The organism is Methanoregula sp., assembly GCF_049686655.1.
Lineage (GTDB): Archaea > Halobacteriota > Methanomicrobia > Methanomicrobiales > Methanospirillaceae > Methanoregula.
The window spans coordinates 96,087-110,411 of record NZ_JBAVIG010000045.1; the positions used below are offsets into that span (position 1 = coordinate 96,087).

A 14,325-nucleotide genomic window follows, 5' to 3' on the forward strand; every position below is an offset into this window, starting at 1 on the left:
ACTCACCGGGTTTTCTGCAGGAGGCTCTGGTGATCCCACCCAGGGCAAATCACTCATGATCGGGTTGGCAGGTTAAAAAAAATTATTTGTCAGGCTTATAGTTAAGTCCCCAACGGGAATTTATTTCAGAACGGTGCCGGGAATAATGATTATGAGAAACAAGGCCCCCGGAAAATTGTCTCAGCCCGGTAATCGCGGAATGATGCGGACGATCACCCTTGAGGAGCACTATGCAAGCCCGGCATTCCTGGATGGCCCGGGACGAATGCTCAGGGAACAGGCCGGGATGGCAGGGCGCTCCGGTCGTGGGGATCTTGCCAGAGATTTGTCCGATCTCGGCGATAAGCGAATCGCAGAAATGGATGCCGCGGGTATCGACGTGCAGGTATTGTCGCTGACCGACCCCTCCGTGCAGCAACTCGAAGCAACCGGGGCAGTTACTCTGGCTCGCGAAGCTAACGACTATCTCGCGGATGCGGTGCGGCGTTATCCGAAACGTTTCGCCGGGTTCGCCACCCTGCCCACTGCTGCTCCCGAGATCGCTGCCGGGGAGCTGGAGCGCATGGTTCATGAACATGGCTTCAAAGGAGGATGGATCAACGGCCACACACAGGGACGTTACCTGGATGACCGGTTCTTCTGGCCAATCCTGGAGCGTGCCGAAGCGCTCAAAGTTCCCCTCTGCATTCATCCGACACCCCCACCGGAGCCGGTGATCAAAGCGTACTATGCAGGTTTTTCACCAGAGGTGACAACCGGGTTGTCCCGCCACGGATGGGGCTGGCATATCGAGACCGCGGTCCACGTCCTCCGCCTCATCCTCAGCGGGGCTTTCGACCAGTTTCCGGATCTGCAGATCGTGATCGGCCACCTGGGGGAGGCTCTTCCCTTTATGATGCCCAGGCTCGACAAGGGGTTGTCTACGAACGTGACGAAGCTTGATCATCCTGTCGCAGACTACCTCCAGGAGAATGTCTTCTACACGTTCAGCGGTTTCAACTTTACCCCGGCCTTTCTCAACCTGTATCTTCAGGTCGGGGCCGACCGGATCATGTTCTCTGCTGATTATCCCTATAGTTCAATGGCGGAAGCACGTGACTTCCTGGATCAACTCCCGGTGAGCACTGCGGACAGGAATAAGATAGCACACGGAAACGCTGAACGCCTCCTGGGACTCTGATAACGGAATGCACGTGGTACCCGGAATATACGTTGACCACGTGAACCACGGGGTGCGGAAGGCCTGGCCCGGTGCCATTGCCTCCCGGTTCACGTTACCTTCACGACAGGGTGCTCTCATGGAGGCAGGATCACGAGACAGGTAGTGCCGACGAAAACCCCGGACGCTGCATCTCGCGGTAGTGTACCGGGATCATCCGTGGATGGCAGGTGCAAAGCCGGCCGGGACATGAAATGATATGCCTGGCGGGGCGGCCAATTTCTGGAAATATTCAGGAAGCCGGCACGACCAGGAATATAAGGGAACCGGGAAATGATCAGGAAAACGGGATGGACCGGGCGGGAATTGAACCCGCGGCCTCTTCCATGCCAAGGAAGCGATCTACCACTGATCTACCGGCCCGCTCCTATCTAGTAGGATGCCATAGGTTAAAAGAATTGTTCGTCTTTTCCTCCAAAACAGGGTCCTGGCCTTTGACACACGTGCACCGCTTCGCGGTGTTTCGTTCGCCGGCCCCGGTCATTTCAGCATGATCGCTGTTGCACGGATTGCGCTAATTATTAGTGTTCTCCCGCCAACCATTCTCAAGCGAAGCGATACTATTGGACGATATCATGATACCCCCTGAACCCGGATCCGGAACGATCACTTCTACTCGTACCGGGTGGTCGTGATGCTTGGGATCATCGGCGGTACGAGCCTCCTTTTCTCCACCCTGCCGGCACTGGAAAAACGCCGGGTCGCCACCCCGTTTGGCAGCGCAGAGCTGCTCTGCGGGAAGAGCCTGGTCATGCTGATGCGGCACCAGAACTTCCTCCCCCCGCACCGGATCAACTACCGGGCGAACCTTGCGGCGATGGCGATTGCCGGTGTGACGGATATCGTGGCATTCGGATCATCCGGCTCGCTCAAGCCGAAGATCGCACCGGGCACCCTCCTTATTCCCACCGATTACATCAGCCTGTCGGACATCCCCTCCATCCACGACCACGCGATCGAGCATGTCCGGCCGGAACTCTCCGAGGAGCTTGCAAAAAAACTCGCACAGCTGGTACCTTCAGCCCGGTTCGGCGGGGTGTATGTCCAGACCCGGGGCCCGCGGATCGAGACCATTGCGGAAGTGAAGTCGCTCGCATGGATTGCGGACGTGGTGGGTATGACTGTTGCCTCGGAAGCGACCCTTGCCTGCGAACTCGGGCTTCAGTTTGCCGCGCTCTGCACCATCGAGAACTATGCAAACGGGCTCGGGGACGAAGTGTTGACCTACGAGCACATCGTCAACGTATCGCGGGAGCACCGGCACCGCACGGAAGAGATCGTGAATACTATTATTACCAATATGGGATGAAACGAGGGAGATCATGGCAGAACATGAAATGCAGGAAATTTTTGAGAAGCACCATTCCCTGTTGATCACGAACGTTGTTGCGGACGGCCGGAGCGTGGATATCTTCGTAGATGAGAAAGGGGTCTTACGGGGGATCGGCCAGGACGAGAGGAAGAACCACCCGGGCGAGGCGGATTTCATCATCGACGGGGACGGCGCGATCGCCCTTCCCGGGCTCGTGAACACCCACACCCACGCGGCGATGTCGCTGCTGCGGGGCTATGCCGATGACATGGCCCTGCAGGACTGGCTCTCGCAGAAGATCTGGCCGCTCGAGGCCCACCTGACCGCGAGCGACGTGTACTGGGGGACACGCCTGGCCTGCCTCGAGATGATCCGGACCGGCACCACGGCATTCAACGATATGTACTTCTTCATGGACGAGGCTGCCCGTGCCGTGGACGAGGCGGGTATCCGGGCCGTGCTCTCGTACGGGTTCATCGACCTCAACGATTCCGGGAAGCGCGAGAACGAGTGCCGGGCCACCGAGAAACTCACGGCCCATGTCCGCTCGCTTGGCAACCCCCGGATCACCAGTGCTGTCGGTCCCCATGCGATCTATACAGTCTCTCCTGAAGGACTGAAGTGGTGTGCAGAGTTTGCCCGGGAGCAGAAGATCGGTATCCACATCCACCTTTCCGAGACCGAGAAGGAAGTGACCGACTGCATTGCCCGGCATGGGAAACGCCCGGCCGCCCACCTCGATGCCTGCGGCATCCTCACGCCCCGCACAGTCGCAGCCCACAACTGCTGGCTCGACGAGGCGGAGTGCAGGCTCCTCGCAGAGCGGGGTACCACAGCCTCCCACAACCCGGCGAGCAACATGAAGCTTGCCACCAATCGGGCGATGCCGTACCACTGGCTCTCCGCGGCAGGGGCAAACATCTCCCTCGGCACGGACGGCTGTGCCTCGAACAACAACCTCGACATGTTCGAAGAGGCCAGGACTGCTGCCCTCCTCCAGAAGTTCTTCTGGAACAATCCCGTCCAGCTCCCGGCTCCCGAAGCATTCCGCATGGCTACGTCCAGCGGTGCAAAGGCACTGGGACTCCCGACCGGCACGCTCGCCGTGGGAGCTCCGGCCGATCTCGTGCTCGTTGCAACCCGCACGGCCTGCAATACACCGCTGCACAATATCACTTCGAACCTCATCTACTCCTGCAGCGGCGGTGCTGTCGAGACCACTATCTGCAACGGGCGCGTGCTGATGCTCAACCGCGAGATCCCGGGGGAAGATGCCGTGCTGGCCGGCGCGGCAGCGGCAGCCAGCGATCTGGTGAAACGGGCACAAACGGCATAACCGGGACCGGATCGCCTGCGTCCATCCCCGTATTCCGGGCAGGTGCCATTGCCTGCATCGTCGTCCGTTCAGATATCGCGGCTGCCGGGTGTACCGGCATCCCCGGTCCATCAGGACGGCATAACACCCGTTTTCCCGGTTCACACAACATTTTTCATCTCATTGCCAGCATAAACTCATAGAGCGTTTTGAAGGAGACCGGTTCTTACCCTGATCTGCCGATGCGGGAACACTACAGGAATGGTATTTCCGTGCCGGAAGTACCATTTGGCATCCGCGAGAGTTACTGGAAGGCAGTACTGATCCTTTTTACCGTCCTGCTGTTGGGTGTGACCGTCGTCTCCCTGAGGGCTGGCGCCCGGCCGGATACACTGGGTTCCCTCTACATCATTCCTGCGATCCTCTTTGCGTATTTTTACCGGCGCAAAGGTGTCCTGCTCGTCTACCTCCTCTCCATGTTCTTCCTTGGAGCAGTCATCCTGTTCCGGTATCCGTCGGGCAATGGCTTGTTTTCTGCTGTCATCAGTTCTGCGCTGCTCATTGCCATCGCCCTGATCGTCTCCTACCTGACGGCCTACCTGATCCGGGAGAAGCGGAAATACCATGCGATCTTTGACAACACGGAAAACGGCGTGCTGCTCATCAATCTCACGGATCACCGCATCGTGGAGATGAACCAGCGGTTTGCCATTGCCTTGGCTCTCACCGGCAGGGAGGCTGAAGGCCGTGAACTGGAGAAGTTTATCGCGGACCCGGCACCACTGATACAGCTTATTGCCCACCTGAACTCGCACTGCAGCACCCCGGCTGTGGAGATCATAATGCGGCTGAGTAACGGTTCGGAATGGGTTGCGGTGGTTGCCGCACGGAAAATTGCAGCAGATCTTGCAGTCCTGACGTTCATCGATATCACAGAACGGCGGCAGATGGAGCACCAGCTCCAAGAGCATAATGACGATGCGAACCTCTACCTGGATATCCTCACGCACGATATCAACAACATCAATACCGCCAGCCTTAATTACGGCCGGCTTCTCCGGGAAAGACCTGGTGAAGAGACAGAAAAAATCTCCCGTAACCTGATCCATAGCCTCGAAAAAAGCGATGAGATCATCCGCAATGTCTCGACGCTTCGGAAAATGCGGGAATCCCCGGTGAAACAAACGCGGTTCCACCTCGCCGATATCATCCGGAAGGAAGTTTCAGGATACCCTGATGCCCGGATCGAATACGATGGCGGGGATGCTGTTGTTATAGCAGATGATATGCTCTCCTCCGTCTTTTCCAACCTTATCGGGAACGGCATCAAGTACGGGGGTCCGGATCCGCGTATTTCCATCAGGGTTACCACGCGGGACAGGGACGTGGTGGTCTCGATTGAGGATTATGGGCATGGCATTCCCGACCCGCTCAAGCCCCTTATATTCGAACGGTTCCAGAGGGGAGATACTACGGTAAGCGGCCGGGGGCTGGGACTGTTCATCTGCCGGACCCTGATCGAGCGGTATGGCGGCAGTATACGGGCAGAAGACCGTGTCCCGGGCGATCCCACCCTGGGTGCGGCGATCCGGTTCATCCTGCCCCGGGTATAGCCGGCACCTCCCGGCAGCTCAGTCGCCTGGTGCTGAATCTGACCCGGCAGCACGTCATGTTCCGATATGTTTTTCCTCGCAGCCGATGAGATTTGAATACCATGTCCGACAACGAGGTAACCGAACACCACGAACTCCATGAACACCCGGAAGGATCGAAAACCTGCAGGGTCTGTACCTCTTCTTATTCGCACGAACAGCACCCCTCCCGTTTCGGGATCTGCGAGAAATGCGGGTACAAGATCCTCATCGTCCTGGTCGTCGTGATGGTAGCGATCTCCTACGTAGCGTGGTTCGGCGTATTCTGATCGTACTCCCCCGGGATGAGATATCGGAATCGCACGGATGTGCCTGACGGGGTCTCCTGAGCCCTGCGGGATACTCCTTGTGCACATCGCCACATCTCCAAAAGCAGTATGGATGGAACCGTATGTTTGCCATTGAAGCCCTCTCCCTCTCGAAACAGTTTGGCCATCTCCAGGCCCTCTCACATGTGGATTTTACCGTATCCGAAGGGGAGACCTTCGGGTTCCTCGGCCCGAACGGGGCAGGAAAGACGACCACAATCCGGATCCTGACCGGGATCACCACACCCACGGAAGGGACTGCCCGGATCTTCGGGAAGGACATCGTGCGGGAGACGATCGCGGCACGGAAGCAGATAGGGATCGTGCACGAGACCTCCAATATTTATACAGACCTGACTGCCTGGCAGAACCTGATGTTCACAGCGGAACTCTACCATGTCGGCAAAGCGGAGCGCGAGAAGCGGGGCACGGAACTTCTCGAGCTGTTCGGCCTTTCAGAAAGGCGGGACGACCATACGAAAGGGTTCTCGAAGGGGATGAAACGCAGGCTCACCCTTGCTATGGGCCTCATCAACAACCCACGTCTCCTCTTTCTCGATGAACCGACCTCAGGGCTTGATGTGCAGAGCAACCTGATCATACGGGACGTGATCCGGGACCTCAATGATAACGGCGTGACCGTCTTCCTCACCACCCACAATATTGAGGAAGCGAACCTTGCCTGCGACCGGGTCGCCATCATTAACCGTGGCAGGATCGCCGCGATCGATTCCCCCGAGCGGCTGAAAAAGACGATCCAGAGCGTCCAGTCGGTGGAAGTGGCATTCGATGCCCCGCAGCCGGTGCTGGTGGAGGAGCTGGAACAGATCCCCACCGTAAGCGAGGTGATCAAGCAGGGCGACAAGTTCCGGCTGATCACCGAGGACCCCCCCACGGTGATCGACGGGGTCATGGCATTTGCTGCTGCCCGCAGGGCACGGGTGATCAGTATCACCACGCTCGGCCCGAGCCTCGAGGACGTGTTCATCCGGCTCACCGGTCTTGACATACGGACCAAAGGGGTGAAGACCGTTGACTGACCTTGCCGAAACTCTTCGACAGATCCCGGTGGAACTGAGCGCCGCGTGGGCGATCGCAAAAAAGGACATCCTCATCTATTACCTCAAGCCCAACATCATTGTCTCGGGGGCACTCTTCCCGCTTTTCATGTTCCTGGCGTTCGCGGTGGGACGGCCGGAAGCGCCGTCAGTGATGATCCCCGGGCTCATCGCCATTACGATCCTCTTCTCCGCCTCGTCGATCGAACCCGTCTCCATACCAATCGAACGCAGGATGAAGACCTTTGACCGGCTCATCTCGGCCCCGATCTCGCTGCATGCCGTGGTCTTTGGCGAGAGCATGAGCGGGTTCCTCTACAGTCTTGGCATTGCGTTTGTCCCGCTGATCGCCGGTATAGTCCTGTTCGGGACGCCGATCCTTCACATTGCACCTCTTGTGCTCGGTCTCATCCTCACTTCGTTTTGCTTTGCGACAATGGGGACCCTCTTTGCCGCGTACCCGACCGAGAGCCCGGGGGACATCATGTCGATGCTGAACCTCGTGCGCCTGCCCCTGATCTTTGTCTCCGGGGTGTTCATCCCGCTCAACCAGATCCCCGCCGTCGGCAGGTTCATCACCTATCTCTCCCCCCTTACATACGGCAACGACCTGATCCAGGCCGCTTATGCAGGCACGACCAGCTTCAGCCCGCTTGTCGATATCGCGATGCTCCTCATCTTCATCCTGGTCTTCCAGTTCGCGGCAAACCTGCTCTACAGGAAATTCAATGAATGAGAGATGAACAGGGTTCGATCCGTATGCCTCGGTGTAATCTCCGGGAAAACAACCCGGCAATTCCTCTTTTTCTGGCCTGGTATCGTCCCGTTGTTTTTGTATCGCCCGATAACCCGGTAAGATAACCATTGCCGGACGTGACGAACGACAGGAGGTACGTCCGTATCGATATACAACTCCGGTCTCCGTTCCCTCCTGTTCCGATATCCTATATAGCGATCGTAGATCATAGAACCGGAAGAGGAAACAGGAATGGCTGATCAGGAAACATACCCCTGCCAGATCTGCGGGAAACACCAGAGAAAAACCGGGCTCGTACAGGCTGAATTGGTTCATGCGCCGATCGTTGATCTCATTACAAAGGAGTATCCGGCGTGGTCACCCGAAGGGTACATCTGCCCGGAGGATCTCAACCGGTTCAGGATACGGTATTTCCGGGATGAAGAGGAGAAGGAGAGAGATGAGTGTGCCTCGCTCGAAGGAACCGTCAGCGACAGCATGAACGTGGAAGACCATCTCCCCAGAAATGACAATATCGAATACGAGAATGAACTGAACTTTGGCGAACATCTTGCGGACGCCATAGCCGGTTTTGCCGGCAGCTGGACATTCCTCGGGGTGTTTGCCGGTATAATTATCCTGTGGGTCGCGCTGAATACTTTCATCCTGTTGTCAAGGCCGTTCGATCCGTATCCGTATATCCTGCTCAATCTTGCCCTTTCAATACTTGCCGCAGTCCAGGCCCCCGTGATCATCATGAGCCAGAACCGGCAGGAGATGAGAGACCGGCTCCATGCAGACCGCGATTACCAGGTGAGCATCCATACGGACCGCGAAATTCACCGGCTCCACAGCAAAATTGATCATCTCATGACAAACCAGGGACAGAAACTCCTGGAAATCCAGAATATACAGCTTGAACTGATGGAAGAGCTCGCTCGTAAAATACCGTAGGCAGGCTCCCCTCACTTCTCATGGGGGCAGCAGGCCGCGGCAGCCGGTGCGCTCCAACGGCGTCATTTTCTGGCAGAGGAGGTTTAAAAAAGGTTACGCGGTCTGGATCTTATCGGCTTCCTGGAGCCCGAGCACTTTTATCGACTCTTCCCGCATCTTGAACTTCATGATCTTGCCGGAGATGTTGATCGGGAAGTCGTTCACGAACATGACATACCGCGGGATCTTGAAGTGGGCGATCTTCCCTTTGCAGAAGTCTTTTGTGTCCTGCTCGGTCATAGTCTGGCCGGGCTTCATCTTCACCCATGCGCAGAGTTCCTCGCCGTACTTCACATCCGGAACCCCGACAACATAGACATCCGAGATCTTCTCATGGTGGTGGAGGAACTCCTCGATCTCGCGTGGGTAGATGTTCTCCCCGCCACGGATCACCATGTCCTTGAGCCGGCCTACGATCTTGAAGTAGCCCTCCTCGTCCATGGTGCCGAGGTCCCCCGTGTGGTTCCAGCGGTCCTTGTCGAGGGTGGCATGGGTGGCCGAGGGATTGTTGTAATAGCATTTCATGACGCAGTAGCCGCGGGCGCAGATCTCGCCGATCTCGCCAAACGGGACGATTTTGCCGGTCTTGGAATCGACAAGCTTGAGCTCGGTGTGCGGGAAGGCCCGGCCGACCGTGGTGACCCGGCGCTCGAGCGGGTCTCTGGTTGTCGTCATCGTGACGCCGGGGCTCGTCTCGGTCTGGCCGTAGACGATCACGATCTCGCTCATGTGCATCCGGGTATTGACTTCCTTCATGACCTCGATTGGGCAGGGGGAACCGGCCATGATCCCCGTGCGGAGGGTCCGCAGGTCGTACTTCGCGAAGTCCGGGTGCGTGAGCTCGGCAATGAACATGGTCGGGACGCCGTGGAGTGCCGTGCAGCGCTCTTTTTCGACAGTTTTCAGTACTTCCCCGGCATCGAAGGTCGGGGCTGGCAGCACCATGGTCGAACCGTGGGTGACGCAGGCAAGGTTACTGAGGACCATGCCGAAGCAGTGGTAGAACGGGACGGGAATGCAGAGCCGGTCCTTCTCCGTAAATCCCATGCCCTCGCCAATGATGTAGCCGTTGTTGAGGACGCTGTGGTGGGTCAGGACAACCCCCTTGGGGAACCCCGTAGTGCCGCTCGTGTACTGTATATTGATCGGGTCGTCGAACGAGAGCCCTTCGCCCCGCTCGATGACTTCGTCCATCGTGATATCGTCTGCCTTTTCCAGGAACTCCCCCCACGTGTACATGCCGTTGTACGGGATGTCCCCAAGGAAGACTGCATTCTTGAGGAACGGGAACTTCTCGCACGATATCCTGCCGGGCTTGGCCTCGTAGGCCTCGGGGCAGGCCTCGTAGAACATCCCAACGTAGTCCGAAGTCTTGAACCGGCCCTGCACGATCAGGGTCGAGATCTCGGCCTGCTTGAGTACGTACTCGAGCTCGTACGTGCGGTACGCCGGGTTGATGTTCACCATGATTGCGCCGATCTTTGAGGTCGCGAACTGGACGACCACCCATTCGGCATGGTTCATGGCCCAGATGCCGACCCGGTCGCCCTTCTCTACGCCAAGGCCCATCAGGGCGCGGGCTACCAGGTTCACCTTCCCGGCGAATTCCCGGTACGTCCACCGGATATCCTGGTGCACGGACACGATGGCCTCGGTGTCCGGGTATTTTGTCGCGATACTGTCGACCATCTCGCTGATAGTCATTCCCAGCAGGGGTACTGCTGATGTCCCGCACGTGTAGCTGCCCTCAACCATTACACAACCAATGTGTCAGGAAATATTATATTCATGATGATTTGCACCCGGAGTGGTGCACCTGTTCCCTATACAGGATAACCGGACAAAACTCTTAAGTTTACGCACTGCGATTTTACTAAAGTCAGCCCGGGAGATCGTCCCGGTTGGCAGCACGGGGTTGTGGCCTAGCCCGGTATGGCGACGGGCTCCAGCGGTCTTTGCGTTCTTTGTGCTCGCAGATGATGAACAATGGGTCTACTGACTAAATTGGATGATGACCCGTTGGAGCACTGATGCATGTCGGAGAGACCCGTCGATCGTGAGTTCAAATCTCACCAACCCCACGTTTTCTCCCAATAACTTTTCCGCTTAGACCGTGCAGGTTTTTGCGCCGGGAAATTTTAGAGAAAATGTCTGTTCTGACGCTCTTTTGGGCTTTGCCCCCGCCGCATGGGCATCCCCTGGTTGCAATGGTGCCGTATTACCCGTACGCACCAGTGAAAAATTTTCTGAACAGGTAATACCGGGGCATCGTAAGCCCCCCCCGCCCCCAGGGGGGCAGGGTTGGCGCAAGGGAGACGATCATATTACCGTACTGAATTGTTCCTGACGACTGCTCCCGCCCGATCTTTTATGCTTCCTGCCGGCAATCTTCCTTTCATGAGTCATGAGATGCACCTGGTTGATGCCTTTACCGGTGCCCCGTTCCGCGGGAACGTTGCCGCAGTCTGCATCACGGACGGGCCGGCCGAGCCTGCATGGATGCAGCAGGTGGCCGCCGAGATGAAGCACTCCGAGACAGCGTTCCTGCATCCCGGTAAGGACGGATGGAACCTGCGCTGGTTTACGCCGGAAAGCGAGGTGGACCTCTGCGGCCATGCAACGCTTGCCGCTGCTTTCGTCCTGTGGATCGCCGGCCACGCGAAACCGGGATCTGCGATCGCGTTCGAGACGAAATCGGGGACGCTGACTGCCAATAAGGACGGGGACTTGATTACCCTGAATTTCCCTGCAGAGCCGGTCACGTCCACAGCATCAGTCCCCGGGCTTGACCGGGCGCTGGGTGTCACCCCGCTCTTTACGGGCCGGAACCGGTTCGATCTTCTTGCCGAACTCCCGACAGCTGCAGACGTCTGTACCTTGGAACCTGATATGGCTGCACTTGCCGCGATCCCGGCGAGGGGGATCATTGTCACCGCGGCCTCCGATCTCCCGCATTTCGATTTCGTATCCCGGTTCTTCGCGCCTGCCGTTGGCGTACCGGAAGACCCGGTCACCGGCTCGGCCCACTGCTGCCTCGGGCCGTACTGGGGAGAGAAACTCAGGAAGATCGAGCTGTACGGGTTCCAGTGCTCGGCGCGGGGCGGGACCGTGCGGGTCACCCTGCTTGGCGACCGGGTCCTCCTCGGGGGTCATGCCATCCACATATTCTCCGGCAGTCTGCTGGTATGAGGGGCACCCGCAGGTGCAAACGCTGGTGCATCCCTCGTTTCGTGAAGTTTTTCATCTCCCGGAGCGTACCACAGGTCTGGAGAACCATGACGAGCGAACGCTACAAACGGGGCTGGGAGAAACTAAAGGAAGTTGACGGCGAAGCCGGAGAAAAGGTGATCGAGAGCTTAAAGGATATCGCCCCGGACCTCGGGCAGTACACGATTGAGTTCCCGTTCGGCGACATCTACAGCAGGCCCGGTCTCGACCTGCGGTCTCGCGAGATTGCGGTGGTCTCAGCGCTGACGGCGCTTGGGAATGCCGCTCCCCAGCTGAAGGTGCATATCCACGGGGCCCTCAACGTCGGGGTCACCCGCAGGGAAGTAGTGGAGATTATCATCATGATGGCCGTTTATGCCGGGTTCCCGGCAGCACTCAACGGCATGGCTGCGGCAAAAGAGGTCTTTGCCGAGCGGGACCGGAAGGGGCAGTCCTGATGTTTAGTCCCTGTTCTTTTGTGTGTGTTTTGCCTCTTCGAGCCCCTCAAGGGCGGCCGGGAGGCTTTCGAGTACGGTGACGAGCCCCGTGATGTGCAGGTTCATCACAACCGCGCCGATGATCTCATCCCGCGTGGCACCGAGCGTATGGGCCATGATTGCATGCAACCTGACCCCGCGAGGGTTCCGGGTTGCAGTTTGTATTGCGATATTGATCAGCTGCTTTGTCTTGGGATCGAGGCCGGCCAGGGACTTCTGCACTTCGACCAGGCTGTTGAACCGTGCGGCAAGCTCAGGGCACTCCTGCTGGAACAGTTCGAAGGGGTTCTTTTCCATGGTGTTTTTCGCAACTCCTGTAGTTAGTGGATGATTCCCCGCATTTTAAAAATTTGCTTCTGGGAAACCTGGTAATAAAATAATAAAACTCCGGTCAGATTTTCAACGAGGTGCATTACATCCGTCCGGTAGGCTGGCAGCTGCCTGTCCCCCCGCCAATGATATTCAGTTACCCGATAATCCGGAACGAGTCCGACTCCCCAACCCCCACATGTCGGGGTGCCGCCACAGGCAGGCACCCCTTTGTTGCAGGGGAGTCCGTAAGAACTGACTGTGGATCGCAAACGATGAGAATCACAAAAAAATGAGACCCACAAAAAATTCAAGAGGCCGGGAGTTGCACCGCACCGGTTCCGGGTCATTTTTGATATATCCGCCCGCCCCGGCCGGCACTTGATAACTTTATCATACAATGCGGGCACATAATATCACAATACGGAGAGTTCCATGTATTTAGTCGGAGAAGCACTTATTGGCGATGGCGCGGAACTGGCGCATATCGACCTGCTGATGGGAGATAAGGAAGGTCCCGTCGGTGCAGCGTTTGCAAATGCCGTTTCGCAGCTGTCGCAGGGACATACCCCCCTCCTTGCCGTGGTACGCCCGAACCTGCTGACAAAGCCGGTGACGGTCGTTATCCCGAAGGTGACCCTGAAGGATATGTCCCAGGTCAACGAGATGTTCGGCCCCGTGCAGGCCGCGGTTGCAAAGGCCGTTGCAGACTGCCTGGAAGAGAACGCGTTTGCCGGGATCGATGTCGAGTCATGCGTGATCCTCGTGTCCGCATTCGTCCACCCGGATGCAAAGGACTACAACCGGATCTACCGGTACAACTACGGCGCGACAAAGCTTGCCCTCCACCGTGCGCTCGAAAAGTTCCCGGACACGAAGACGCTCATATATGAGAAAGACCGTGCGGCCCACGGCATCATGGGCTTCAAGGTGCAGCGCCTCTGGGACGCGCCCTACCTCCAGGTCGCCATGGACCTCGTGGACATGAACAAGGTCGCCCAGGTCTTAAACTGCGTGCCTGACAACGACCACGTGATCATCGAGGCAGGCACCCCGCTGATCAAGAAGTTCGGTCTGTCCGTCATCGGCGAAATCCGCAAGCTGCGCCCGAACGCGTTCATCATCGCGGACATGAAGATCCTCGACACCGGCAACCTCGAGGCCCGCATGGCAGCCGATGCAACTGCCGATGCGGTCGTCGTCTCCGGCCTTGCCCCGACCTCGACCATCGAGAAGGCAATCTCGGAAGCCCGCAAGGTGGGTATCTACTCCATCGTGGACATGCTGAACGTGCAGAGCCCCGCGAAATTGATCGCCAGCCTCAAGGTCAAGCCCGACATCGTAGAACTCCACCGTGCGATCGATGTAGAAGAGAGCGCCCATGCCTGGGGAGACATCCCGGCAATCAAGAAGGCAGCTGCCCCCCAGAAGCTGCTCGTTGCCACCGCCGGCGGCATCCGTGTTGACGTAGTGAAGGACGCCCTGAAGGCAGGCGCCGATATCCTCGTAGTCGGCCGTGCGATCACCGCATCGAAGGACATCGGGCATGCAGCGGACGAGTTCCTCGACCAGCTCAACCGGGAAGAGATCGACCAGTTCAGGGTCATGACTGACTTTTAATACCACATCTTATATCTTTTTTAACCGATTCGAATATCCTTTCAGGTCTTCGGGAGTGTCCCGCTCCTGTTTCACGTATCCTGGTACGTCACGGCATCC

General features: G+C 57.8%; 13 protein-coding genes and 2 tRNA genes. 12 read left to right on the top strand and 3 right to left on the bottom strand.

What is annotated here, in order from left to right; translation table 11 throughout:
- The first annotated feature begins 199 nt into the window (after positions 1-199).
- Positions 200-1,180, top strand: coding sequence for an amidohydrolase family protein (locus WBL42_RS05410; protein ID WP_424720246.1), 981 nt, complete (start codon positions 200-202; stop codon positions 1,178-1,180).
- A gap of 330 nt (positions 1,181-1,510) precedes the next feature.
- On the opposite strand, the gene WBL42_RS05415 is transcribed toward WBL42_RS05410, so the two are convergent.
- Positions 1,511-1,582 (bottom strand) — tRNA-Ala (locus tag WBL42_RS05415).
- Between the two features lie 271 nt (positions 1,583-1,853).
- On the opposite strand from WBL42_RS05415, the gene WBL42_RS05420 reads away from it, so the two are divergent.
- From WBL42_RS05420 to WBL42_RS05450, 7 genes are all read left to right on the top strand, one after another.
- Complete coding sequence (locus tag WBL42_RS05420) at positions 1,854-2,528, top strand: MTAP family purine nucleoside phosphorylase (RefSeq protein WP_424720247.1); 675 nt, start codon at positions 1,854-1,856, stop codon at positions 2,526-2,528.
- Between the two features lie 13 nt (positions 2,529-2,541).
- Positions 2,542-3,867, top strand: a complete 1,326-nt coding sequence (locus WBL42_RS05425; protein WP_424720248.1) for an amidohydrolase — start codon at positions 2,542-2,544, stop codon at positions 3,865-3,867.
- Between the two features lie 251 nt (positions 3,868-4,118).
- Complete coding sequence (locus tag WBL42_RS05430) at positions 4,119-5,459, top strand: ATP-binding protein (protein WP_424720249.1); 1,341 nt, start codon at positions 4,119-4,121, stop codon at positions 5,457-5,459.
- Between the two features lie 101 nt (positions 5,460-5,560).
- Entirely contained in the window at positions 5,561-5,767 is a 207-nt protein-coding gene (locus tag WBL42_RS05435) for a hypothetical protein (protein ID WP_424720250.1), read from the top strand.
- 122 nt (positions 5,768-5,889) lie between these two features.
- A complete protein-coding gene (locus WBL42_RS05440; protein ID WP_424720251.1) occupies positions 5,890-6,846 on the top strand; it encodes an ATP-binding cassette domain-containing protein in 957 nt (318 codons plus the stop codon).
- A complete protein-coding gene (locus WBL42_RS05445) occupies positions 6,839-7,600 on the top strand; it encodes an ABC transporter permease (RefSeq protein WP_424720252.1) in 762 nt (253 codons plus the stop codon). Before WBL42_RS05440 ends, WBL42_RS05445 begins: the two co-directional genes overlap by 8 nt.
- A gap of 252 nt (positions 7,601-7,852) precedes the next feature.
- The gene (locus WBL42_RS05450) at positions 7,853-8,554 is read left to right on the top strand and encodes a DUF1003 domain-containing protein (RefSeq protein ID WP_424720253.1); all 702 of its coding nucleotides are present in this window, start codon (positions 7,853-7,855) and stop codon (positions 8,552-8,554) included.
- Between the two features lie 93 nt (positions 8,555-8,647).
- Here WBL42_RS05450 and WBL42_RS05455 read toward each other — a convergent pair whose 3' ends face one another.
- The gene (locus WBL42_RS05455) at positions 8,648-10,348 is read right to left on the bottom strand and encodes an AMP-binding protein (RefSeq protein WP_424720254.1); all 1,701 of its coding nucleotides are present in this window, start codon (positions 10,346-10,348) and stop codon (positions 8,648-8,650) included.
- A 156-nt stretch (positions 10,349-10,504) separates the two neighbouring features.
- On the opposite strand from WBL42_RS05455, the gene WBL42_RS05460 reads away from it, so the two are divergent.
- The 3 genes from WBL42_RS05460 (at position 10,505) to WBL42_RS05470 (ending at position 12,258) form a co-directional block, all read left to right on the top strand.
- Positions 10,505-10,674, top strand: a tRNA-Trp gene (locus WBL42_RS05460).
- 316 nt (positions 10,675-10,990) lie between these two features.
- Positions 10,991-11,782, top strand: coding sequence for a PhzF family phenazine biosynthesis protein (locus tag WBL42_RS05465; protein ID WP_424720255.1), 792 nt, complete (start codon positions 10,991-10,993; stop codon positions 11,780-11,782).
- A gap of 41 nt (positions 11,783-11,823) precedes the next feature.
- Positions 11,824-12,258 carry a carboxymuconolactone decarboxylase family protein gene (locus WBL42_RS05470; RefSeq protein ID WP_424720256.1) on the top strand — a complete coding sequence of 145 codons (435 nt, stop codon included), beginning with the start codon at positions 11,824-11,826 and terminating at the stop codon, positions 12,256-12,258.
- Positions 12,259-12,261: 3 nt separating this feature from the next.
- On the opposite strand, the gene WBL42_RS05475 is transcribed toward WBL42_RS05470, so the two are convergent.
- Complete coding sequence (locus WBL42_RS05475) at positions 12,262-12,594, bottom strand: carboxymuconolactone decarboxylase family protein (protein WP_424720257.1); 333 nt, start codon at positions 12,592-12,594, stop codon at positions 12,262-12,264.
- A 447-nt stretch (positions 12,595-13,041) separates the two neighbouring features.
- Here WBL42_RS05475 and WBL42_RS05480 point away from each other — a divergent pair, with 447 nt between their 5' ends.
- The gene (locus WBL42_RS05480; RefSeq protein ID WP_424720258.1) at positions 13,042-14,226 is read left to right on the top strand and encodes a bifunctional 5,6,7,8-tetrahydromethanopterin hydro-lyase/3-hexulose-6-phosphate synthase; all 1,185 of its coding nucleotides are present in this window, start codon (positions 13,042-13,044) and stop codon (positions 14,224-14,226) included.
- The last annotated feature ends 99 nt before the right edge of the window (positions 14,227-14,325 follow it).